General features: G+C 70.9%; 25 protein-coding genes. 19 read left to right on the forward strand and 6 right to left on the reverse strand.

Annotation, left to right across the window (positions count from 1 at the left end):
• Positions 1-19: 19 nt before the first annotated feature.
• Positions 20-340, reverse strand: coding sequence for a divalent-cation tolerance protein CutA (cutA, locus tag IEY69_RS12155; protein ID WP_189073421.1), 321 nt, complete (start codon positions 338-340; stop codon positions 20-22).
• Positions 341-472: 132 nt separating this feature from the next.
• Here cutA and IEY69_RS12160 point away from each other — a divergent pair, with 132 nt between their 5' ends.
• From IEY69_RS12160 to IEY69_RS12170, 3 genes are all read left to right on the forward strand, one after another.
• The gene (locus tag IEY69_RS12160; protein WP_189073422.1) at positions 473-916 is read left to right on the forward strand and encodes a LapA family protein; all 444 of its coding nucleotides are present in this window, start codon (positions 473-475) and stop codon (positions 914-916) included.
• Between the two features lie 91 nt (positions 917-1,007).
• Positions 1,008-1,862: an acetyl-CoA carboxylase, carboxyltransferase subunit beta gene (gene accD / locus IEY69_RS12165; protein ID WP_189073423.1), complete on the forward strand. Its 855-nt coding sequence runs from the start codon at positions 1,008-1,010 to the stop codon at positions 1,860-1,862.
• Positions 1,859-2,812 (forward strand): acetyl-CoA carboxylase carboxyltransferase subunit alpha, encoded by a 954-nt coding sequence (locus IEY69_RS12170; protein WP_189073424.1) that lies wholly within the window; start codon positions 1,859-1,861, stop codon positions 2,810-2,812. Before accD ends, IEY69_RS12170 begins: the two co-directional genes overlap by 4 nt.
• 565 nt (positions 2,813-3,377) lie before the next feature.
• On the opposite strand, the gene IEY69_RS12175 is transcribed toward IEY69_RS12170, so the two are convergent.
• Positions 3,378-4,136 (reverse strand): hypothetical protein, encoded by a 759-nt coding sequence (locus tag IEY69_RS12175; RefSeq protein ID WP_229783912.1) that lies wholly within the window; start codon positions 4,134-4,136, stop codon positions 3,378-3,380.
• Positions 4,137-4,178: 42 nt separating this feature from the next.
• Between IEY69_RS12175 and IEY69_RS12180 the strand changes: the two genes are divergently transcribed.
• On the forward strand, positions 4,179-5,414 hold the full coding sequence (locus tag IEY69_RS12180; RefSeq protein WP_189073426.1) for an MFS transporter: 1,236 nt from the start codon (positions 4,179-4,181) through the stop codon (positions 5,412-5,414).
• Positions 5,415-5,622: 208 nt separating this feature from the next.
• On the forward strand, positions 5,623-6,258 hold the full coding sequence (locus IEY69_RS12185) for a LysE family translocator (protein ID WP_189073427.1): 636 nt from the start codon (positions 5,623-5,625) through the stop codon (positions 6,256-6,258).
• Here IEY69_RS12185 and IEY69_RS12190 read toward each other — a convergent pair.
• Both IEY69_RS12190 and ttcA read right to left on the reverse strand, forming a co-directional pair.
• A complete protein-coding gene (locus IEY69_RS12190) occupies positions 6,253-6,774 on the reverse strand; it encodes an HAD family hydrolase (protein ID WP_189073428.1) in 522 nt (173 codons plus the stop codon). The genes IEY69_RS12185 and IEY69_RS12190 overlap by 6 nt on opposite strands.
• 149 nt (positions 6,775-6,923) lie before the next feature.
• Positions 6,924-7,823 (reverse strand): tRNA 2-thiocytidine(32) synthetase TtcA, encoded by a 900-nt coding sequence (gene ttcA, locus IEY69_RS12195; protein WP_189073429.1) that lies wholly within the window; start codon positions 7,821-7,823, stop codon positions 6,924-6,926.
• 140 nt (positions 7,824-7,963) lie between these two features.
• On the opposite strand from ttcA, the gene IEY69_RS12200 reads away from it, so the two are divergent.
• From IEY69_RS12200 to IEY69_RS12210, 3 genes are all read left to right on the forward strand, one after another.
• On the forward strand, positions 7,964-8,386 hold the full coding sequence (locus IEY69_RS12200) for a hypothetical protein (RefSeq protein WP_189073430.1): 423 nt from the start codon (positions 7,964-7,966) through the stop codon (positions 8,384-8,386).
• Positions 8,387-8,637: 251 nt separating this feature from the next.
• A complete protein-coding gene (locus IEY69_RS12205) occupies positions 8,638-11,040 on the forward strand; it encodes a transglycosylase domain-containing protein (protein ID WP_189073431.1) in 2,403 nt (800 codons plus the stop codon).
• Positions 11,041-11,285: 245 nt separating this feature from the next.
• Positions 11,286-11,525 carry a hypothetical protein gene (locus tag IEY69_RS12210; protein WP_189073432.1) on the forward strand — a complete coding sequence of 80 codons (240 nt, stop codon included), beginning with the start codon at positions 11,286-11,288 and terminating at the stop codon, positions 11,523-11,525.
• Positions 11,526-11,605: 80 nt separating this feature from the next.
• Here the strand turns inward: IEY69_RS12210 and pnp are convergent, their stop codons facing one another.
• Positions 11,606-13,777, reverse strand: coding sequence for a polyribonucleotide nucleotidyltransferase (gene pnp / locus IEY69_RS12215; RefSeq protein WP_189073433.1), 2,172 nt, complete (start codon positions 13,775-13,777; stop codon positions 11,606-11,608).
• A 158-nt stretch (positions 13,778-13,935) separates the two neighbouring features.
• Here pnp and dkgB point away from each other — a divergent pair, with 158 nt between their 5' ends.
• Together dkgB and IEY69_RS12225 are read left to right on the forward strand one after the other, a co-directional pair.
• A complete protein-coding gene (gene dkgB, locus IEY69_RS12220; protein ID WP_189073434.1) occupies positions 13,936-14,745 on the forward strand; it encodes a 2,5-didehydrogluconate reductase DkgB in 810 nt (269 codons plus the stop codon).
• Positions 14,746-14,836: 91 nt separating this feature from the next.
• Positions 14,837-15,910, forward strand: coding sequence for a M36 family metallopeptidase (locus IEY69_RS12225; protein WP_189073435.1), 1,074 nt, complete (start codon positions 14,837-14,839; stop codon positions 15,908-15,910).
• Positions 15,911-15,982: 72 nt separating this feature from the next.
• Here IEY69_RS12225 and IEY69_RS12230 read toward each other — a convergent pair whose 3' ends face one another.
• Positions 15,983-16,660, reverse strand: a complete 678-nt coding sequence (locus IEY69_RS12230) for a winged helix-turn-helix transcriptional regulator (RefSeq protein ID WP_189073436.1) — start codon at positions 16,658-16,660, stop codon at positions 15,983-15,985.
• 138 nt (positions 16,661-16,798) lie between these two features.
• On the opposite strand from IEY69_RS12230, the gene IEY69_RS12235 reads away from it, so the two are divergent.
• From IEY69_RS12235 to IEY69_RS12275, 9 genes are all read left to right on the forward strand, one after another.
• Positions 16,799-17,347 (forward strand): dihydrofolate reductase family protein, encoded by a 549-nt coding sequence (locus IEY69_RS12235; RefSeq protein WP_189073437.1) that lies wholly within the window; start codon positions 16,799-16,801, stop codon positions 17,345-17,347.
• 128 nt (positions 17,348-17,475) lie between these two features.
• Entirely contained in the window at positions 17,476-18,033 is a 558-nt protein-coding gene (locus tag IEY69_RS12240; protein ID WP_189073438.1) for a dihydrofolate reductase family protein, read from the forward strand.
• A gap of 9 nt (positions 18,034-18,042) precedes the next feature.
• Entirely contained in the window at positions 18,043-18,591 is a 549-nt protein-coding gene (locus tag IEY69_RS12245; protein ID WP_189073439.1) for a DUF4287 domain-containing protein, read from the forward strand.
• A complete protein-coding gene (locus tag IEY69_RS12250; RefSeq protein WP_189073440.1) occupies positions 18,588-20,048 on the forward strand; it encodes a DHA2 family efflux MFS transporter permease subunit in 1,461 nt (486 codons plus the stop codon). The genes IEY69_RS12245 and IEY69_RS12250 overlap by 4 nt, the downstream gene beginning before the upstream one ends.
• 57 nt (positions 20,049-20,105) lie before the next feature.
• Complete coding sequence (locus IEY69_RS12255; protein WP_189073441.1) at positions 20,106-20,552, forward strand: YdeI/OmpD-associated family protein; 447 nt, start codon at positions 20,106-20,108, stop codon at positions 20,550-20,552.
• Positions 20,549-20,956: a VOC family protein gene (locus tag IEY69_RS12260; RefSeq protein WP_189073442.1), complete on the forward strand. Its 408-nt coding sequence runs from the start codon at positions 20,549-20,551 to the stop codon at positions 20,954-20,956. Before IEY69_RS12255 ends, IEY69_RS12260 begins: the two co-directional genes overlap by 4 nt.
• A gap of 54 nt (positions 20,957-21,010) precedes the next feature.
• The gene (locus tag IEY69_RS12265; RefSeq protein ID WP_189073443.1) at positions 21,011-21,430 is read left to right on the forward strand and encodes a VOC family protein; all 420 of its coding nucleotides are present in this window, start codon (positions 21,011-21,013) and stop codon (positions 21,428-21,430) included.
• Positions 21,430-21,813: a VOC family protein gene (locus IEY69_RS12270; protein WP_189073444.1), complete on the forward strand. Its 384-nt coding sequence runs from the start codon at positions 21,430-21,432 to the stop codon at positions 21,811-21,813. Before IEY69_RS12265 ends, IEY69_RS12270 begins: the two co-directional genes overlap by 1 nt.
• Before the next feature lie 49 nt (positions 21,814-21,862).
• Complete coding sequence (locus IEY69_RS12275) at positions 21,863-22,528, forward strand: Type 1 glutamine amidotransferase-like domain-containing protein (protein ID WP_189073445.1); 666 nt, start codon at positions 21,863-21,865, stop codon at positions 22,526-22,528.
• Positions 22,529-22,530: the final 2 nt, after the last annotated feature.

Below are 22,530 nucleotides of genomic sequence, written 5' to 3' on the forward strand. Positions count from 1 at the left end.
GGGCGGCGGCCGGCGCCGATCAGCGCTGCGGGGGCGTGAGCGCGTCGCGCAGCCACGCCTGGAATTCCGGCAGGGCCCGGTCGTACTGCAACGCGATGATCTCCGGCACCTCGTAGGGATGCACGGCCTTGATCCGCGCTTCGAGGTCCGGGTACTGTTCGCCGCTGGTCTTGATCAGCAGCAGACTCTCGGGGTCCTCGGCGACTTCGCCCTGCCAGCGGTACACGCTCTGCAGTCCGGGAATGATGTTGACGCACCCGGCGAGGTGTTCGGCAACGAGGATGCGGGCCAGGTCAAGGGCCCGCTCGGGGGGGAGGGTGACCATGACGACAAGTGACACGCGATCAGCATACGTCCTGTGGAAGTCAGGTCAGCAAGGGTGCCCCCCCGCCGCGTGGTTCCGCCCGCAGCGTCAACGTTCCCACAAGGGGCCGCTCGACTCTGGCAGCCGCACGGCCGGTACGCTGAGCGGATGAGAACCGTCGTCTTGATCGTGGTGCTGGTCCTGCTGGGCCTGTTCGCGGTGCTGAACACCAACGCCCTGATGTTCCCGCACACCCTGGGTCTGGGGTTCGTGACGTACACGGGCGTGCCGATGGGCCTGATCCTGCTGATCGTGGCGGCGTTGCTGGCGCTGCTGTTCTACTTCTGGGCGGGCATCACGGGACTGCGCGCGCAGGCGGACAGTGCCAAGCTGCTGCGTGACATGGAGGCGCTGCGGGTCAGCCTGGACCAGCAGGAGGGCAGCCGGTTCGCGCAGCTGCAGACGCACCTTGACGAGCGCCTGAAGGTGCTGGGTCAGGGCAGCGGTTCGGGTGAGGTCGCGGCCCTGAGTGCCCGTGTGGACGCCCTGCAGCGTGACCTGAACGTGCAACTGGCGCAGATGGACGACTACCTGAAGAGCAAGCTGGGCTGAAGGGCGGCCCGATCGCAACTGGACGCTCGTTGCACCCGGTGCAAAAGCAGGGGGCCGCGCCGCCTAGAATGCCCACGGAGGAGTACACCGCATGGCCCTTGACCGTTTTTTCCGCCGCCGTCGCCCGCAGCAGCAGCCGGGCTCGGACGTGCCTGACCTGTGGACCCAGTGCCCCGCCTGCAAGGAAGGGGTCTACAACCGTGACCTCGAGGCGGGCGCCTACGTGTGCCCCAAATGCGGGCATCACATCCGCCTGGACGCCGCGCAACGCGTGCAGGTGCTGCTCGATGAGGGCAGCTTCAACCAGCTTTCGGGGCGTGTTCACCCCACCGACGCCCTGAACTTTCAGGACACCGAGGCCTACACCGACCGCCTGCGCCGCGCGCAGAAGAAGACCGGGCGCCCCGACGCGATCCTGACCGGCACCGGCACCATCCTGGACGTGCCGGTCACGCTGGCCGTCATGGACTTCGCCTTCTCCGGAGGCAGTATGGGCAGCGTCGTGGGTGAGGAGATCGCCCGCGCGGCCGAGCACGCCGCCGCGCACGGCACGCCCCTGATCATCGTGACCGCCAGCGGCGGCGCCCGCATGCAGGAGAGTGCGCTGTCCCTGATGCAGATGGCCAAGACCACCGTTGCGCTGGAAACCCTGTCGGAGAAGGGCCTGCCGTACGTGAGCGTCCTGACCGATCCCACCACGGGCGGCGTGACCGCCAGCTTCGCGACCATCGCGGACGTGATCGTCGCCGAACCCGGCGCCCTGATCGGCTTCGCGGGACCGCGCGTGATCCAGCAGACCATCCGCCAGAACCTCCCCGAGGGCTTCCAGCGCGCCGAGTTCCTGCTGGAGCACGGCATGGTGGACGCCGTCGTGGACCGCCGCGAGCAGCGCGCGTACCTCGCGTCCCTGCTGGGCCTGCTGACCAGCCGGGAGGTGAACGCGTGACCGCCCCCATCGACACCCTGAAAGAACTCGAGGCCCGCGTCAGGGACCTGGAAGTCACCGCCCAGAAGACCGGGCAGAACCTCGACGCCGCCCTGAACCCCCTGCGCGCCGAGGTGAACCGCCTGCGCGCCCAGCAGCCCAAAGCGGCCCCGACCCGCTGGGAACGCGTGCAACTCGCCCGCGCGCAGGGCCGCCCCACCGCGCTGGACTACGTGGATCACCTGTGCATCGAGTTCACCGAACTGCACGGTGACCGCCGCTACGGCGACGACCCCGCCCTGATCGGCGGTCCCGCCCGCTGGCAGGGCGTGCCCGTCATGCTGCTGCTGCAGCAGAAGGGCCGCGACACGAAGAGCAAGATCAAACGCCGCTTCGGCAGCGCCAACCCCGAGGGCTACCGCAAGGCCGTACGCCTGATGGATCTGGCCGACAAGTTCGGGCTGCCCGTCGTGGCCCTCGTCGACACCCAGGGCGCCTACCCGGGCCTGGAAGCCGAGGAGCGCGGCCAGGGCTGGGCGATCGCCGAGAGCATCCGCCGCATGCTGAACCTGCGCGTGCCGGTCGTGAACGTCGTCATCGGCGAGGGCGGCTCGGGCGGCGCGCTCGCCATCGGCGTGGGCAACCGCGTGCTCATTCAGGAGAACGCGTGGTACTCCGTGATCTCCCCGGAAGGCGCCGCGAGCATCATCTGGAAGGACGCCAGCAAGGCCCCCCTGGCCGCCGAGGCGCTGCGCCTGACCGCCCCGGACCTCCTGAAACTCGGGATTGTCGAGGAAGTCATCCCCGAACCCACCGGGGGCGCGCACCTGAACGCCGAGGAAGCCGCCCGCGCCGTCGGTGAGGCCGTCACGCGGCACCTGCGCGAACTGGCCGCGCAGGACCCCGCCACCCTGAAGACCGACCGGGCCGCGCGCTTCCGCCGCCTGGGCGCCTACACCGAGACGCCCTGAGCCCTCATCCGCCCTGACACCCGACCCCGCCCAGGGTCGGGTGTTCGCCTACCACCGGCGCGCCGGGCAGCACGAACTGCCGGTACAGCTGCTCCAGGCAGTCGTCAGGGCTCATGAAGTAACTACCGCGCCCCGCCCTCGTGCAGGGCCGCGCGGAACTGCCCGGCGGGACCGCCGCCGTCCTCAAAACGCACGCGCAGCACGAACACCCGCGACGCCTCGGCCGAGCGCTTCACGCGCACCACCGGCCCGGCCGGATGACGGGCCGCTCCCGGCCTGGAGCAGGGACGCACGTTCCAACGATTCGATGCTGGACGGGCGGGCGGACGGTGGGCAGGATTCGTGTCATGAGGGGACCTCCGGTGGCCCCAGGCTGCGGGGCCGTCGTGCCCTCAGCGGGGCATGTCTGGCCGATGGCAACGGCCCGCACGGGCAGGTGAGGGACCTCCGTGACGATTCACTCGCAGCGGTGTCCAGCTCCACCTCGGGGCCAAGGGCACGCCCCAGGGCTCCACTTTCAACCGCCCTTCCCAGGTGCTCGATTCCGAGGCACTGAGGAAGCCCTTCACTCCCTCGGGAGGCTGCTGTCAGTGGGGAGGGGGACGAGCGTCAGGCGCAGCAGATGCCGTTCGCCGTCCGGAACGCTGAGGGCCTTGAAGCGGCGGTGCAGGTCGCGCAACTCGCGTTGCAGGGCCTTGGCGTCCTCCGGGCGCAGGTGCAGGTGCGTGGTGTTGTCCCACAGGGCCGGGAAGGCGTCGCCCAGCAGCGCATCGAGCAGGCCCGCGCCCCCACGGCTGGGCGGCTGCGGCGGCGGGAACGGCAGCAGCACGTGACTGTGCAGGCCTCGCTCATCCCCGGCGGTGTACAGCCCGAACCAGCGGGGATCGTCGGCCAGTTCACCCCACGCGCGGGTCAGGGCGTCCAGCACCGAGCGGCGCGAGTTGTCCAGCGACTCCTCGTACAGGGCCTGCACGGTCGCGGCGTCCGTCGCGGCGAACGGCACGAAGTACCGCCGGGAGGACGCGCGGTAGTGCTGCACGGCGCGGCCCGCGCGGGCCTCGGTGCGCGTGACCACCAGCAGGCCCAGCCGCTGAAACTGCCGCGCGCGGTACAGCATGGCGTTCGTGGACACGCCCAGTTCGCGCGCCACGTCGGACACGCGCCGCTCGCGGTAGATGAACGGCTCGAAGAACTGCCGGGTGTACGCGTCGGCCAGGACCCGCGCGGCCGCCGGGTCGTCCAGCCGCTGCCACCCGCCGGAGTCCGTGGGGGCGCCGCTGGCCTCCGGACTGACCGCTGAGCTGGGTGAATCGGGGCGTGTCATGTTCACCAGGGTACGGCGCACGCTGCCCAGCATGGAGACCACATGCTGAACGTGCCCGCCTTCCTCCCCCTGTGGCTGGGACAGGTCATCACGCAGATCGGGGACCGCGCCCTGAGCCTCGCGCTGGGGTACTTCGTGTTCCGCGAGACCGGCTCGGTGACTGCCACGGCGCTGCTCGCGCTGGCCGGGTACCTGCCGGGCCTGCTGTTCGGGTCGTTCGCCGGAGTGCTCGCCGACCGCTGGGACCGGCGCCGGGTGCTGATCGTCAGCCAGCTGCTGCAGGGCGTCGTGATCCTGGCGCTGCTGCTCGCCACGCAGCCCGGCTGGCTGTGGGTGGCGTACGCCGTCATGTTCACCGAACTGACCCTCAGCCTGCTGGCCCTGCCCGCCGGGGGGGCGCTGCTGCCGTCCCTGGTCGGCGAGGCGCGCCTGGCCCGCGCCAACGCCACCCTGTCGGTCGGCATGACAGTCGCGCGCCTGCTGGGCCCGCCGCTGGGCGGCCTGCTGGTCGCCCAGGCGGGCGTGACAGGCGTGGTGGTGTTCGACGCATTGACGTTCTTCGGTGCGGCGCTGTGCTTCACGCGCCTGCCGCGCGTCCCGCAGGCCCGCCCCGCTCCGGTCGGGGTGGGGGAGACGCTGCTCGGCTCCTGGCACACCCTGGCCGGAGAGTGGCGCGCGGGCCTGCGCGTGATCGGCCGCAGCGGCGTGATCCTGGCCCTAATGACTGTCCTGGCCCTGACCGGCCTGGGCGGCACGCTCGTGGACGCCGCGTACATGCCGTTCGTGCAGGGCGTCCTGAACGCCAGCGCCGCGCAGGTGGGCCTGCTGAGCACCGTCATGGGTGCCAGTACCCTGCTGGGCGGCCTGATCGCCGGGCGGGCGGTGGAGCGCCTGCCGCTGCGGCCCCTGATCGCGGGCGGCACCGCGACCGTCGGGGCGCTGATGCTCCTGATTTACACCGGGCACTCCCTGCCCCTGATGTTCACGGTGTGCGCCCTGATGGGCCTGCCGATGGTCGTGTCGAACGTGGCGCTCTCCACGAAGATCCAGCTGGCCACCCCGGACGCCTACCGGGGCCGGGTCTACGGCGCACTGGGCACCACCAGCGCCCTGATGGGCGTGACCGCCACCGGCGGCGCCGCCCTGATCGGTCAGGGAGTCGGCCCGGTCGCGCTGCTGACCGTGGCGGGCAGCGTGACGGTGCTCGCCGGTCTGGTCGCCGCCGCGCTCCTCCCAGCCCGGCCCGCCGCCCCCACGCAGACTGGCGTGGAATCCTGACCGGCGCGGAGCTGAAGCGTGACGCGGTGGGATGGCAGTGAACCGATGCGCCCGGGAGCACCACCCGCAGCCACCCGGTGCAGCAGTTCCGGCGCACGCAGTCAGGCGGAGCGACGCCTTCGCATCTGGCCGCAGAGTGGGGGTTCCCGGTGGTGGCCGCACTGGACGACCCTCGTGTGCCGTCCTGCCGGGTGACGTAGCCTCGGGCATGCCTGACCTGTCCACCCTGCTGGCCTTCAGCGTCGCGGCGCTGGCCCTGATCCTGATTCCCGGTCCCAGCGTGCTGTACATCGTGGCGCGCAGCCTCCACCAGGGACGGCGCGCCGGGCTGGTGTCGGCGCTGGGCGTGCAGACCGGCGGACTGGTGCACGTCCTGGCCGCCACGCTGGGCGTCTCGGCGCTGGTGCTGTCCAGCGCGCTGCTGTTCAGCGTCCTGAAGTGGGTGGGGGCCGCGTACCTGATCGTGCTGGGCATCCGCACCCTGCGCGCGCCCGCCCCGGACACCCTGACGGTCACCGTGCCGGACGCGCCGCCGCTGACGCAGATCTACCGGCAGGGCGCGGTCGTGAACGCCCTGAACCCCAAAACCGCGCTGTTCTTCCTGGCGTTCCTGCCGCAGTTCGTGCATCCCGGGCACGGGCCCGTGTGGGCGCAGACCCTCACGCTGGGACTGGTGTTCCTGGGGCTCGCCACGCTGAGTGACGGCGCGTACGCCCTGCTGGCGGGCAGCCTGGGGCAGCGGTGGCAGGGGAACCGGGTGTTCGCCCGGCGGCAGCAGAAGGTCTCGGGTGGGGTGTACCTCGCGCTGGGCGTGGGCACCGCCCTGATCCCCCACGGGTCATGAGGGCTGGGGCAGGTCGGCTAGCGCTCCCACGCTGAGCGCCGCGCCACCCGCCAGCGCCCGCTCGCGCACGCGCGGGTGCGCGTGAACGTGCCACGCGGGCAGCCCCGCCGCGACCGCGCCGCGCACGTCATGCTCCGGACTGTCCCCCACGTACGCGCCCGCCCCGGCAGGCAGGCCCAGGGCGTCCAGCATCACCCGGACGGGCAGGGGATCGGGTTTCAGCGCCCCCACCTCACCCGCGATGACGACCACCTCGAACACATCGGGGAAGCAGGCCTGCACCCGCGCCCGCTGCGCCGGGCCGTCATACGCGTTGGATAGCAGCGCCAGCCGCACCCCGGCCCCCCGCAGATCACGCAGCAGCTCCGCCGCGCCGGGCATGGGCAACGTCGCCGCCACCAGCGCCCGCGTGTACAGGCCCAGGTGCTCCTCCGTCAGGGGCACGCCGTACGCCGCGAGCGTCCGCCCCAGCCGCTCGGCATCCTGCCGCAGCGGGTCGGCCAGTCCGGTCTCCACCCGCGCGTCGCAGTGTGTCCAGCGCGTGAATGTCCGCCGCGACGAAATCCGTCAGCGTACCGTCGAAATCGAAGGCCAGGAAACGCAGCGGGGCGGGCAGGTCGGGACGCACCCCGGCAGCCTACCCGCCCCACCTGTCGCGCGCGGCCTCAGCCGAGCATGTCGAGTTCCTGCACGCCGCTCAGGAACTCGCGTTGCGGGTACTCGTCCGGGTCGAAACCCCGGTCGCCCTCGGCGGGCGTGACGCTCAGGGACGCGAAATCGAACAGGGTGCGGTCCATCAGGTGGCTGGGGGTGACGCGGGTCAGGGCGCGGGCGATGTTCGTCAGGCGGCCCGGATGCTCCCGCTCCCAGCCTTCGAGCATCTCGCCGACGACCTTGCGCTGGAGGTTTTCCTGGCTGCCGCAGAGGTTGCAGGGAATGATCGGGAATTCGCGCGCCTGCGCGTAGCGGATGATGTCGGCCTCCGCGACGTACGCCAGGGGGCGGATCACGACGTTGGTGCCGTCGTCGCTCTGGAGTTTGGGCGGCATGGCCTTCAGGCGCGCGCCGAAGAACAGGTTCATGAACAGCGTTTCCAGGATGTCGTCGCGGTGGTGGCCCAGTGCGATCTTCGTCGCGCCGATCCTGCGGGCGTGGGCGTACAGGATGCCGCGGCGCAGGCGGCTGCACAGCGCGCAGGTGGTCTTGCCTTCCGGCGTCTTCTCCTTGACGACGCTGTACGTGTCCTGGGTCAGGATGTCGAAGCGCACGCCCAGTTCCGTCAGGTAGCGGGGCAGGACGTCCTTCGGGAAGCCCGGCTGACCCTGGTCGAGGTTCACCGCGACGATCTCGAAGTCGATGGGTGCTTTCTTCTGCAGGTGCAGCAGGACATCCAGCAGGGTGTAGCTGTCCTTCCCGCCGGACAGGCAGACCATCACGCGGTCCCCGTCCTCGATCATGCGGTAGTCGCCGATGGCCTGTCCCACCCCCTTCACGATCGTCTGGAAGAGGCGGGAGTCGGTGGTGGGGCCAGTGGCCGTTACGGGGGAAGAGGCAGTCTGGGTCATGGCGCGCTAACGGGTCATGGTACGTGCTGCACGGCGGGGCAAGTGTTCCCTGATTCCTGCATCCCTGACCTCCTCTCATGAACGGCCGGTCAAGGCCTGCTCATGAAGGGCCGTTATTCAGAAGTGTGTTCAAACAGACCATGCTGACCTCCGTCCTGCTGGGCGCGGCCCTGCTGATCGCCGGTTGTGGCGCCGCCCCGGCGCCGGTTCAGGTTCCAGTTCCGGGGCCCCCCAGCGCCGGGCAGGCCACGCCGGTCCCCGTCCTGCCGCCGACTGACCCGACCCCACCGGCGTCTCCCATACCGGTCGGGCCGACCCTGCACGTGCTGGACGACTCGCTGCTGCGCGTAACCCTGGACGACGACGCGCTGGTCATCGTGGGGACCGACCCGGGCGGCACCACCTTCGTCCGCCTGACTGGCTGCCCCGGCCCCTGCCGCCTGACCGGCCCGGCCGGGGTACTGCTGCCCGTCGCTGGCCTGCGGGTCAGGGTGCTGGACGGCCTGACCGTGCAGGCCCGCGCGCCGCTGGGTGACTGGACCGACGCCGCCCGCTACGACTGACCGTGCAGTTCAGAGGCATCGCGGGAAATCTGCGGCGTCCCTGAACACCCCCGACAGGCAGGGCGGCGCGGCTCCCCGGACAGCACAGGGGCCGGAACGAAACAGCGGCGTGAGTGCTGCGCGGGACAGCCAAGCCACAAGGGACGCTCATGCTTTCTGTGGACGGCGTAGTGGCCCGCGCGTGGCAGACTGCCACTCATGACGGCCCCCGCCGCAGCTTCCGTTCAGACTCACCCGCTAGAGTGGCGCGGATGAGAGCGTTCAATGTCCTGGGAGGCGTCCTGCTCGCCGGAGCGGTCGGCGTGGGCGGCCTGTGGGCCGCGTGGGGCCGCGACCTGCCCAGCGTCTCCGACCTGGACGTCCTGGAATTCAGCGGGCAGACCCGCGTGTACGACCGCGCCGGAACGCTGGTCGGCACCCTGACCCCCAGCCTCAGCAGTGGCGGCAGCGTGAACCGCGACCTGCTCAAGGCCGGGCAGATCAGCCCCTGGCTGCAGAAGGCGGTCGTGACCAGCGAGGACCGCCGCTTCTACCAGCACGGCGGCGTGGACGTGATCGGCATCGGGCGCGGCCTGCTGAAGGGCCTGCTGAAGAACGACCTGGAGGGCGGCAGCTCCATCACGCAGCAGGTCGTGAAGAACACCCTGCTCGCCGACCTGCAGGGCGCGCGCACCGCGGAACGCAAGTTCAAGGAGGCGGTGCTGGCCTACCAGCTGGAACGCAACTTCGAGAAGAAGCAGATCCTGAACGCGTACCTGAACGTCATCTACTGGGGTGACGGCGGCAACCGCGACATCATCGGGGCGGGCGGCGCGGCGCACGCGTACTTCGGGAAGGACGCGGCGGAACTGAACCTCGCCGAGAGCGTGTACCTCGCCACGATCATTCCCGCGCCGAACCGCCGCTACAAGGAATTCAAGTCATACCGGCCCCTGATGAAGAGCCTGCTGGACCGCATGGTCGAGGACGGGCAGGTCACGCAGGCCGAGGCGGACGCCGCCTGGAAGACCCCCATCTACCCGGCCGGGTGGCGCATCGGCTGGAATGCGGACGGCACGCTGCGCACCGCGAACCTGGAACGCCCGGACCGCCTGGGTGAGAACCTCCAGCGGACCGAGGGCGCGCAGCGCTACCCGAACTTCTACTACCTGCAGGCCGTCGAGAAGGAACTGCTGCCCCTGATCGGCCGCAAGGCCCTGTACGGCGGCGGGAAGATCTACACCGGCATGAGCGCCCAGGCGCAGGCCGCCGCCGAGCAGGCCAGCCGCGGCGCCCGCCTGCCCGACGGCGCGACCCTGGGCGCGGCCCTGGTCCGCCCGGACAGCGGCGAGGTCCTGGCGCTGGTCGGGCAGAAACTCACGGACGAGCGGCCCAGCGACTGGAACAACGCCACGCAGGCCCGGCGGCAGGTGGGCAGCAGCGTGAAACCCCTGCTGTACGCCCTGGCCCTCGAGAAGGGCTGGAAGCAGAGCGACACCGTCCTTGACGCGCCCATCAGCGGCGACTACCAGCCCATGAACTACGACCGCCGCTGGACCGGACGGTACGTCACCATGCGCTACTCGCTGGACCACAGCCTGAACCTCCCCACCGTCCGCATCGGGCAGGAACTCGGCATTCCCACCTTCGAGGCGAAACTGCGCGACCTGGGCCTCACGCCCCCCGCGAACGCCGGACTGTCCCTGACCATCGGCACGCTGGAGGCCAGCCCGCTGCAGATGGCGTCCGCGTACGCCACCTTCGCCAACGGCGGCCTGTACTACGCGCCCACCCTGGTCCGCAAGGTCGAGGACGCGCGCGGCAAGGTCATCTACACCCGCGCCGCCCCCACCCCGAAACGCGTGTGGGACGCCCGCGCCGCCTGGCTGGGCCTGGACATGCTGCGCGGCGTCGTCAACGACCTGACTCCCTCCCAGGGGGGCCTCGCCACGCGCGCCCTGATTCCCGGCTGGCCCGTCGGCGGAAAGACCGGAACCACCAACGACATCAAGGACCTGTGGTTCGCGGGTGTCACCCCCACCGTCGCCGGAGCCGTCTGGGTCGGCAAGCAGGAGGGCGGCCCGCTGCCCGGCTGGGCGTACAGCGGCGAGATCCCCACCCCCATCTGGCAGCAGTCGGTCGCGGGCACCCTGGCCGGGCAGCCCGAGGCGGACTTCCGGCAGCCGGACGGCATCACGTACCGCGTCGTGCGGAACGTGAACATGGCCTTCCGCACCGAGGACGCCGACAACGAACCCGTCGCCCGCGACGGCAGCGGCAGCACCACCGGCTTCTTCGGCCGCCGCCGCCAGCCCGCCCCACCCGCGCAGCCCACACCGGAACCCGAACCCACCCCCGTGCCCGAAGCGACCGAACCCGAGCCCGTTCCGGAAACTGACCCGATCGACCCGATCGACGCGATTCCCGTCACGCCCGTCGAGGAACCCGCCCCCGAGGCGGAACCCGTCCCCGTCCCGGAGGTGCCGGTGGACAACCCGCCCGAACCCCTGCCAGTCGAACCGGACCCCACCGTCATCCCGGACCAGAACCCCGGCGATCAGGGCCAACCGGTGGAGCCGGTCGAGATTCCCGAGGGCGAACAGGGCAATCAAGACGGCTTCAGCGGCGAGCCTCTGCTGGATCCGCCTGTCAACGAACTGCCGCCCGTGAACTGACAGCAGAATTCAGAGGGATTGAAGGTCTTTCTCAATCCCCCTGAATCGAGCGGACTCGAAGAGCTGCGCCGCAGAGCGGGCACCTGCGAAGGGCAGCGGTTGGAGGTGGAGTTGAGGGGCGTGATGTTGGCCCCTCACTGGAACTGGAAACCGCTGTGACCGGCGCACACCGGCAGTCAGGGCAGTCACGAGCCCCGGCCCCCTGCCAGCCGGTTCGTCGGGCCACCGCGCTCTACACTGCGCGCATGACGGCCCTGTTCTGGCTGATGGCCCTGCTGGCCGCCGCGCTGGCGTTCGGTAGCGTGACGCTCCTGACCCGCGATCTGCCGCGCGTGTCCGTTCCCGGCATCGTGGGCGAGGTACTGACCTTCGCGCTGCTGGGCGCACTGCTGCTGCTGGACGCGCCCCTGGCGGCCCTGCTGCCCGCCCTGATCGCCGGACTGATCGGCACTGGGGTCGGGCTGTACCGACTGCTGAACCGTTAAGGCGAACAGGCTGAAAGGGGAGGGGGCGTGCGAGTGATCCGCACGCCCCTCCTTCAACTTTCAACCTGCGACCATCACCCTCAGTCGCGGCGGGGTGGGCGGCCGCCACGGTCGCCGCGGTCGCCGGTGCGGGCGGGGCGGGGTTCGCGGGGGGCGATCTTGCCTTCGAGTTCGGGGCGGATCAGGTCGATCTTGCCGCGGTCGTCGATGTTGGCGATCTTCACGCGGAGTTTGTCGCCGACGTTCAGGACGTCCTCGACGGCGTTGATGCGTTCCTCGCTCATCTGGCTGATGTGGAGCATGCCGTCCTGGCCGGGGAAGAGGTTGATGAACGCGCCGAAGGGGGCGGTCTTGACGACGGTACCGTCGAATTCCTCGCCTACTTTCGCCTCGCGGGTGATGCCCTCGATGCGGGCCTTGACGGCCTCGGCGGCGGCGCCGTCCGCGCTGAAGATGCGGATGGTGCCGTCCTCTTCCACGGTAACCTGCGCGCCCATGGCCTCGAGTTCGCGGATCTGTTTGCCGCCGGGCCCGATGACCTTGCCGATCAGTTCGGGGTTGATCTTGATGCTGACGATGCGCGGGGCGGTGGGGCTGAGTTCGGCGCGGGGCGCGGCGAGCACCTCGGCCATCTTGCCGAGGATGTGCAGGCGACCCTCGCGGGCCTGCGCGAGCGCTTCACGCATGACCTGCGGGGTGATGCCGCCCACCTTGATGTCCATCTGCAGGGCGGTGATGCCGTCGGCGGTGCCGCACACCTTGAAGTCCATGTCGCCCAGCGCGTCTTCCAGGCCCAGGATGTCAGTCAGGACGCGGTACTTGTCGCCTTCCATGACCAGACCCATCGCGACGCCCGCCACGGGGGCCTGGATGGGCACGCCGGCGTCCATGAGGGCCAGCGTTCCGGCGCAGACGGTCGCCATGCTGCTGCTGCCGTTGGATTCCAGCACCTCGCCCACGAGGCGGATGACGTACGGGAACTGCTCGAAGGTGGGCAGCACGGCGCGGATGGCGCGCTTGGCGAGGTTCCCGTGCCCGATCTCGCGGCGGGACTGGCCGCCCATGCGCTTGACCTCACCGGTGCTGTAGGGGGGGAAGTTGTAGTGCAGGAGGAACTTGTCGCCGGTCTCGGTGGTCAGGTCGTCCACGAGGATCTCGTCGCGTTCGGTGCCCAGGGTCGCCACGCCGAGCACCTGCGTCTCGCCGCGCGTGAAGATCGCGCTGCCGTGCGCGCGGGGCAGCGCGCGGGCCTCGATCCAGATGGGGCGCACGGTGCGGCTGTTGCGGCCGTCGGCGCGCAGGTCGTCTTCCAGGATCAGGCGGCGCAGTTCCTGCTTTTCCACCTTGCTGAACGCGCTCTTGAGCGCGAGGATGCGGTCCTCGGCGCCCTCGATCTCACCTTCGGGGATGCGCGCCTGGATCAGGCGGTCGCGCAGCGCCTTGATGGCCGCCGACCGGTCCTTCTTCTTCGCGGTCAGCAGCGCGTCGCGCAGGCCCGCCGCGCGCGCCGCCTCGGCCAGTTCCGGCACGAGGTCGGTGCTGAGGTCACCGTCGGCCAGGAAGTTGAACTTCTCCTGACCCAGTTCGGCGCGCATCTGCTCGATCAGGTCCAGCACGCCCTGCATCCCGGCGTGCGCGAACTCGATCGCAGCGACCAGATCTTCCTCGGACACGTTCTGTGCGCCGGCCTCGACCATCATCACGGCGTCACGGGTGCCCGCCACGACGAGGTCCATGCGGCTGCGTTCCAGCTGGTCGGTCGTGGGGTTCAGGATGAACTGCCCGTCGACCTGCCCCACGCGCACGCACGCGGTCGGCCCGGCCCAGGGAATGTCGCTGATGCTCAGCGCCGCCGACGCCCCGATGGGGCCCAGCACGTCCGGCAGGTTCTGCTGGTCGGCGCTGAGGACCGTGATGATGACCTGCGTCTCGTGGCGGTAGCCCTTCGGGAACAGCGGGCGGATCTGGCGGTCGGTGATGCGCGCGGACAGGATGGCCTTCTCGCCGGGGCGGCCCTCGCGGCGGTGGAAGCTGCCGGGGATCTTCCCGACGGCGTAGTGGCGTTCCTCGAACTCCACCGTCAGCGGCAGGAAGTCCAGTGTGCTCTTCTCCTCGCGGGCCTGCGCGGTCACCAGGACGACCGTGTCGCCGTAGCGCAGGGTCACGGAGCCGCTCACCAGTTTGGCGAGCTTGCCCGTCTCGATGCTCAGCTCACGGTCTCCGAGCATCGTCTTGTAAGTCTTTCCAATCATAAAATCCAGTCTATCCCGCCCGGACAGGCCCGCGCCGTGACGCGCGGCAACCGCCGGGCCGTTCTTGAACCGTGGGACAGGCCCTGCCGTGCGTGGCGCTGCTGTCCCTGAAGATCCGCTGAAGTCGGCCGGGGCGGCGGGCGTGGCAGAGTGCGGCCATGACCGTACCGAAGTTCGGACTGGGAACGTTCCGCCTGAAAGACGACGTGGTGCGCCGCGTGGTCGCGGACGCGCTGGAACTCGGCTACCGCGCCATCGACACGGCGCAGGGCTACGACAACGAGGGCGAGATCGGCGAGGTGCTCGCCGGGAGTGGCGTGCCGCGCGCGGACGTGTACCTGACCACGAAGATCAAACCCGCGAACTACCGCCGGGACGCGCTGATAGGCAGCCTGCGCGTCAGCCTGGAGAAACTGCGCGTGGAGCAGGTGGACCTGACTCTGATCCACTGGCCCGTCCCGAACGGCGAGGTGCGCCCCGAGGAGTACCTCGCGGCGCTGGCCGAGGCGCGCGAGCAGGGCCTGACGCGCGAGATCGGCGTGTCGAACTTCAACATAGGGGGGCTGCGCCAAGCGCGGGAGATCCTGGGCGGGGTGCCGCTGGCGACGAATCAGGTGGAGATCCACCCGTACCTCCAGAACCGGAAACTGGTGGAGTTCGCGCGTGGGGAGGGTCTGCACCTCACGTCGTACATGACGCTGGCGGTCGGCAAGGTCATGGACGACCCGGTGTTGCGCGACATCGCCGCGGCGCACGGCGCGAACCCCGCGCAGGTGGCGCTGGCGTGGGCGCTGGCGCAGGGCTTCAGCGTGATTCCCAGCAGCACCAAGCGCGAGAATCTCGCCGGGAACCTCCGCGCGCAGGACCTGACGCTGACCGAGGAGGACCTGAAGCGCATCGCCGCGCTGGAATTGGGCGAGGACGCCCGCATCGCCAACCCGGAGAGCGCCCGGCCCGACTGGGACTGAACCCGACCGGAAAACCGTTCAGTATGCCCAGGTGATGACGATGGGGGTGTGGGGTTTTCGTCTCACCCGGCGGGTGTAGACTGCCCGCACGATGAAACTCAATGCACGGTCGGCCCTGACGGGACTTCTCGGTCTTTCGCTGCTCGCGGCCTGCGGGCAGACTCCGGCGGGCGGCACGCTGAGCGCGCAGGGCGGCAACGGGAAACCCGCGACCGGTCAGACGAGCGCCGCGGCGCGCGCCTTCGTGCCGAACCCCGTGCAGACCACCGGGAACCAGAACCTGACGGACGGCAAGGACAGCGCGGCTGCCGTGCCCGCCAGCGCGTACTTCAACGTCACGCTGACGAACCTGGACGGCAGCGGGTACCTGAGCGGCGACTACGCGAAGGTCGTCAGTGAGACCGGCACGCCCGTGTACGGCAGCGGGCCGTTCAACTTCACGCGGGATCAGGACGGCTTCGAGCAGGTCATGGCGTACTTCTGGGTGACCGAAGCGCAGAAGTACATCCAGTCGCTGGGGTTCGGCAGCGAACTGCGGCCCGTGAACAAGCGGCAGCAGGCGCTGAAGGTCAGTCAGTACGGGATCGACAACTCGTACCAGAACGACCAGCCGGACATCATCCGCCTGGGCAAGGGCGGCGTGGATGACGCCGAGGACGGCGAGGTGATCGTCCACGAGTACGGGCACGCGGTGCACAACGCGCAGGTGCCGGGCTTCGGCACCAGCCTGGAGGCCGGGAGCATCGGCGAGGCGTTCGGGGACTACCTGGCGCTGACGGTCGGGGAGTCCGTGGCGAAGGCGAACGGCGCGCCCATCAAGGCGCCGCTGCCGTGCCTGATGGACTGGGACAGCGTGTCGTACTCGGCCGGGCCGGTGCACTGCATCCGCCGCACCGATACGAACAAGCACTACCCCGAGGACGTGCGCGGCGAGGTGCACGCCGACGGCGAGATCTGGGCGCGGGCGCTGTGGGACATCCGCCTGGGCCTGAATGATGTCCGCAAGGCGGACCGCATCATCATCAACGCGCAGTTCGACTTCGTGCCCGACACGACCTTCGCGGCCGCCGCTCAGGCCACCGTGAACGCCGCGCAGACCATGTACGGCGCGCAGGCGGCGGCCACCGTGAAGGCGGCGTTCGTGGCGCGGGGCATCCTGCAGTAAGGGTCGTCCCTGGGCCGGTTTCGCCGCGCAGGAGTCGCGGGGCGGGGCCGGTTCTGCTGCCGTTGGGGCCGGTTACCGCGCAGGCAGGGTGGGGGGCAGTGGGAACAGCGTGACGTACCGCGCGGCGAGATCGCGGTCGCCCGTGACGGTCAGGGTGCCGCCCGCCTCGGCCTCGTCGAGCGGCAGGCCGCCGAAGATCACGCCGCCCAGCGTGGGCACGTCGCCGGTGAGGGTCGCGTCGGGCGGGCCGTGCAGGCCGGACCGGAGGTTCAGGGTGCCGTGCGCGACGCGCGCCGTGAAGTGCTCGCGGCCCACGTGCAGGTGCACGGTGGCGCTCAGGTTCGCGGCGGCCTGGGCGCTGAACATGGTGTTCTGCGCGGTGATCAGCGTGGCGAGACTGATGGGCGCGGGTGCCCTGAACGGCGACTGCGCGCCCCAGCGGCCGAGCTGCATCAGGATGGGTTCGAGTTCGCGGCCCCAGGGGGTCAGGGCGTACATGTGGCCGGTGGCGGGTGCGGGCAGCGGTTCGCGCCGCAGCACGAGGAAGCCCTCGAGGTCGGTCAGTCGCTGGGTGAGCACGGTGGCGCTGATGCCGGGGAGGGCCGCGCGCAGGTCGGTGAAGCGGCGGGGGCCGAGCAGCAGTTCGCGCACGACGAGCAGCGCCCAGCGGTCGCCGATCAGGTCGAGGGCGTGGGCGGCGGCGCAGCCGTCGTCGTAGGAGCGGCGCGTGGGTTCGCGCGGCGGGGACATGGGCCCAGTGTACCGGGTGCAGTCCGGAAAACGGAGTGAGGGGTTGCAATTTCCTACTGTTCTGTTTTAGGCTAAATGGGTACAGAGATTACGATCTGAGGAGGCCCGTATGCGACCACCCCCCACCGAAACGCGCCCATGAGCCGCGTGTTTCTCGACCTCGCCCTGTCCCTCGACGGCTTCATGGCCGCCCCCGGCGGCGCGGACGGCGGCCTGCACGACTGGTACTTCGCACCGGACGCCGCAGAGGACATCAAGGCCGAACTCCTCTCCCGCATCGGGGCGATCATCCTGGGCCGCGCGGCCTTCGGCACCGCCCCCGACGGCTTCGACACCGAATACCACGTCCCGCACTTCATCCTGACGCACACGCCCAGGCCCAGCGTCCACCGCGGCGGCGCGAGCTTCCACTTCGTCACCGGCGGCGTGCACGACGCACTGACCCAGGCGTGCGCCGCCGCCGGCGACCGGGACGTATGCGTGGCCGGCGGCGCGGACGTGGCCCGCCAGTTCCTCGCGGCAGACCTGCTCGACGAGATGCAGCTGCACGTCGCGCCCGTCCTGCTGGGCGGCGGCCTGCGCCTGTTCACGGACGCCCCGCCCACCCGCCTGAAACACCTCCGCACCGTGCAGTCCGCCCACGCCACCCACGTCACATACCGCCTCCGGACACCCCCGCAGGCGTGAACCCGGCGCCCGCTCCACCATGACCCTGGACCTCCTCCACGCCCCGCAACCCCTCACCCTGCGCGCCACGCGCACCCTCACGCACGGCGGGACGCTCCCGGCGTCCGCGCACACCAAGGAGCACTGACATGGGCCGACTCGTGATCTCGGAATTCATCTCACTGGACGGCGTGATCGACACGCCCTCATGGACCGCCCCGTACTGGAACGACGACATCGCCGCCTTCAAGGGCGAGGAGATGGGCGCCGCCCGCGCGCTGCTGCAGGGCCGCGTCACGTACGACGGCATGGCCGCCGCGTGGCCGGGGCGCGGCGACGAGGACCCCGGCGCGGCGATCATGAACTCCATTCCCAAATACGTCGTGTCCACCACGCTGCGCGAGGCGACGTGGAACAACTCCACCATCATCCGCGAGAACGTCGCGCAGGAAGTGCAGGCCCTCAAGGACCGCACGGACGGCGACCTGCTGGTCTACGGCAGCAGCCAGCTGTTCCGCTTCCTGTCCGCCCACGGGCTCGTCGACGCGCTGAACCTCCTCGTGTACCCCGTGGTGCTCGGCGAGGGCCAGCGCCTGTTCGCCCAGGACGGCGGGACCGCGACCTCCCTGACCCTCACCGCGTCCCGGCCCATGGGCGGCGGCGTGATGCTGCTGCAGTACGAGCCCGCACCCACCGCCAACCCGTAAGGAGACCCCATGTCATTTCAGGCGTATCTGGACACCGTGAAGGCGAAAACTGGCAGGACCGTCGCGGACTTCCGCACCGAGAGCGCGGCGCAGGGCCTGACGAAACACGGCGAGATCGTGGCGTGGCTCAAGACCGGGTACGGCCTGGGCCACGGGCACGCGACCGCCGTGGCCGCGGCCCTGCTGAAAGCCGAGCACTTCAGCGCCCCGAAGGACGACCGCGCGGACGCCGTGTTCAGTGGGAAGAAAGCCGCCTGGAAGCCCACCTACGAGGCGCTGTGGGCCGCCGCGCAGACCTACGGCGAAGACGTGGCGATTGCCCCCACCGACACGTACGTGAGCTTCACGCGCGGCGGGAAGAAGTTCGCCCTCGTGCAGCCTGGCGCGACGCGCCTCGACCTCGGCCTCAAGCGCCGAGGCGCAGAGGCCACCGAGCGCTTCGAGGCCGCCGGAACGTGGAACAGCATGGTCACGCACCGCGTCCGCATCACCGACGCCGCGCAACTCGACGCCGAGGTCATGGACTGGCTGCGCGCCGCGTACGAGGGCGCGTCGTGAGCGGCCCGCCCGACACCCTGGCCCCCCGCGACCGCGCCGTGATCGTGATCCTGCTGATCGCGACCTTCGTGGTCATCCTGAACGAGACGATCATGAACGTCGCCCTGCCCGTCCTGATGACCGACCTGCGCGTGGACGCGGGCCGCGCACAGTGGCTGTCCACGGCGTTCATGCTGACGATGGCCGTCGTGATTCCCGTCACGGGCTTCCTGCTGCAGCGCCTCGCGACGCGCACCGTGTTCCTGCTCGCCATGGGCCTGTTCAGCGCGGGCACGCTGCTCGCGGCGCTCGCGCCGGGCTTCGTGCCGCTGCTGCTGGCGCGGATCGTGCAGGCCAGCGGCACGGCGATCATGCTGCCCCTGCTGATCACGACCGTGCTGACGGTCGTGCCCCAGCGCGGGCGGGGCGCCGTGATGGGCAACATCAGCATCGTGATCTCGGTCGCGCCGGCGCTCGGGCCGACCATCTCGGGCCTGATCCTGCAGGCGTTCTCGTGGCGTTTCATGTTCGTGTTCGTGCTGCCCATCGCGCTGGCGGCACTGGCGTACGGCGCGCGCATGCTGGGCAACGTGGGCGAGCGGAAGGCCGCGCCGCTGGACCTCGTGTCCGTCCCGCTGTCCGCGCTGGGCTTCGGGGGTGTCGTGTACGCGCTGAACCAGGCGAGTGGCCCCGGCGGTTTCGGCAGCCCGGCGGTGCTGTGGCCGCTCGGCGTGGCCACCTTGGCCCTGACGGCCTTCGTCGCCCGGCAGCGCGCGCTGATCCGGCGGGACGCGCCGCTGCTCGACCTGCGCGCCTTCCGGTACCCGCAGTTCACGCTGGGCGTGGGCGTCATGGTGATCGCCATGATGGCCCTGTTCGGCGGGGCGATCCTGCTGCCGCTGTACGTGCAGGGCGTGCGCGGCCTGAGCACCCTGCAGACCGGCCTGCTGCTGCTGCCCGGCGGGCTGGTCATGGGCCTGCTGGCCCCCACCGTCGGCCGCTGGTACGACCGCGTGGGGCCGCGCCCGCTGACGCTGCCCGGCACGGTCCTCATGGCGGGCGCGCTGTTCGGCTTCGGGGGCCTCACGGTCGCCACGCCCGCGTGGACGCTCGTGGCGCTGCACGTGACCCTGAGCACCGGGCTGGCGCTGCTGTTCACGCCGGTGTTCACGAGCAGCCTCTCGCCGCTGCCGCCCCGCCTGTACTCGCACGGCAGCGCGATCCTCAGCACCCTGCAACAGGTCGCGGGGGCCGCCGGGACCGCCCTGCTCGTCACGCTGTACGCCGCCCGCAGCGCCGCCCAGACCGCGCAGGGGGCCGCGCCCACCCTCGCGCAGCAGAGTGGGATCGGACTGGCCTTCACCGTCTCCGCGGGCATCGCCGTGCTGGCCATCCCACTCGCCCTGGGCCTCAACCGCACCGGGCAGGCCGGACACGGCGCGCCCGCCCCGGAAACCGCCCCCCAGCCGGGCGACTGACCCCCGACCCCCGCTCCCACCCCCGACCCTCGCTCCCACCCCCGACAAGGAGTCCGCATGCCCACGTTCACCGCACCCCTGAAGCAGGAAGGCAGGACCGCGACCGGCCTCGAGGTGCCGCCCGAGATCATGGCGGCACTGGGCGGCGGCAAGAGGCCCGCCGTGACCGTCACCCTGAACGGGTACGCGTACCGCAGCACGGTCGGCGTGATGGGCGGCCGCGCGATGATCCCCGTGAGCGCCGAGCACCGCCGCGGCGCAGGCGTCAGCGCCGGGGACCTCGTGACTGTCACCCTGGACCTTGACGCGGCCCCGCGTGAGGTCGAGGTGCCCGCCGACCTGCGGGCGGCGCTGGACGCGAACCCGGCCGCCCTGGCGGCGTTCGCGACGCTGTCGTACAGCGGAAAACGCCAGCACACCCTGTCGGGCGAGGGCACCAGGAACCCCGACACGCGGGCGCGCCGCGTCGCGAAGGCCATCGAGGCACTGGCGGGAGGCGCGTGAACTGGACGCTGGAGGTCGTCGTGGTGCCCGTGACCGACATCGACCGCGCGAAGGCCTTCTACGAGGGTGGCCTGGGCTTCCACGTCGACCATGACGTCCAGACGGGCAGTGGGCGGATCGTGCAGCTCACGCCGCCCGGCTCCGGCTGCTCCATCGTGCTCGGGCCGCAGCCCGCCCGCATGCCGCCCGGCTCACTGCAGGGCGTGCAACTCGTCGTGAACGACCTGCGGGCCGCGCGCGAGGAACTCCGGGCACGTGGGGTGGCCGTCCCGGACATCCAGATTCTGGGCGGCCCGGCGCGCCCCGCCACGCCGGACGACGACCTGAACCACGTCGGGTTCCTGTTCCTGCACGATCCCGACGGGAACGGCTGGGCCGTGCAGCAGATCACCGCCCGCTCCTGACGCTCCCCGCACCGCCCTCATTCACGCGGGGCACGCCCCGCCCGGAGGTCAACCATGCCGTCCACCCTCACCGTGCAGCCGTACCTGGGATTCAGCGGGCAGGCCCGCGACGCCCTGACCTTCTACCAGTCGTGCCTGGGCGGCGCCGTCGAGCTCATGACGGTCGCCGACTCCCCGGTCGCCGCGCACTTCCCGCCGGACGCGCAGGAGCACGTGCTGCACGGCACCCTGACCAGCGGCCCGCTGATCCTGAACGCGTCGGACATGCGGGAGGACACCACGCGCACCCACAGCGTCTCGCTGGCCCTGCAGTGTGTCGACGCCGCTCAGGCCCGCAAGGTCTTCGACGCGCTCGCGCAGGGCGGCACGGTCACGCAGCCGCTCGGACCCTCGTTCTGGGGCGGGCAGTTCGGGGAGCTCACGGACCGCTTCGGACTGCACTGGCTGCTGAACGTGCCCGCAGAGGTCCGCTGATGCCGCGCGCCATCACCCCGGCCCTGATGTTTCAGGGCGCGTGCGCGGACGCGCTGGCCCTGTACACCCGCGTGTTCCCGGATGCCCGCGTGGAGAACCTCCAGCACGCCGGGGACGGCACCGTGCGCGGCGCGACCCTGCACCTGACGCCCACGCTGAGCGTGCGCGTGTCCGACAGCCCGCCCGTCCACTCGTTCACGTTCACGCCCTCCACGTCACTGTTCGTGGACTGCACCGACACGGCCGAGTTCGAGACGCTGTACGCGGGCCTGTCCGACGGCGGCGAGATCCTCATGCCGCCGGGCGACTACGGCTTCAGCGTGCGCTTCGCGTGGCTCAACGACCGCCACGGCGTGTCCTGGCAGCTGAACGTCCCCGCATGAACCCCGCCGTGACCGCCGTGCCGGTGCGGACCTGCCGCCGGAGGAGCCCATGAAACTCCTGCTCACGTCCGGCGGGGTCACGAACGCCAGCATTCACGCCGCGCTCGTCGGGATGCTGGGCAAACCCATCTCAGAGTGCCGCGCGCTGTGCATTCCCACCGCGCAGCACGGCCACCCGTGGTGCACGCCCGACAGCGCGTGGCGGTTCGTGGCCGGGCGCAGCCCCGCGCCGATGGTGGACCTGGGCTGGGCCAGCGTGGGCCTGCTGGAACTGCTGGCCCTGCCGCACCGGCCCCGCGACCGCTGGGAGGCGTGGGTGCGCGCCGCCGACGTGCTCCTCGTGGACGGCGGCGACGCGGCCTTTCTGACCCACTGGCTGCGGCAGACCGGACTGGCCGACCTGCTCCCCGACCTGACGGACACCGTCTGGGTGGGCGTCAGCGCCGGGAGCATGGCCCTCACGCCCCGCATCGGCCCGCAGTTCCTCTCCTGGCCCGGCGCGAATGGCGACGACTGGGGACTGGGCCTGGTGGACTTCTCGATCTTCCCGCACCTGAACTACCCGGACTTCCCCGACAACCGCATGGCGAACGCCGAGGCGTGGGCCGCGCAGATCGGCGGGCCCGCGTACGCCCTGGACGACCAGAGCGCCGTCCGGGTGGTCGGCGGCGTGGCCGAGGTCATCTCGGAAGGGGAGTGGCGGGCGTTCCCCTGACG

Source organism: Deinococcus sedimenti, assembly GCF_014648135.1.
GTDB classification, from domain to species: domain Bacteria; phylum Deinococcota; class Deinococci; order Deinococcales; family Deinococcaceae; genus Deinococcus; species Deinococcus sedimenti.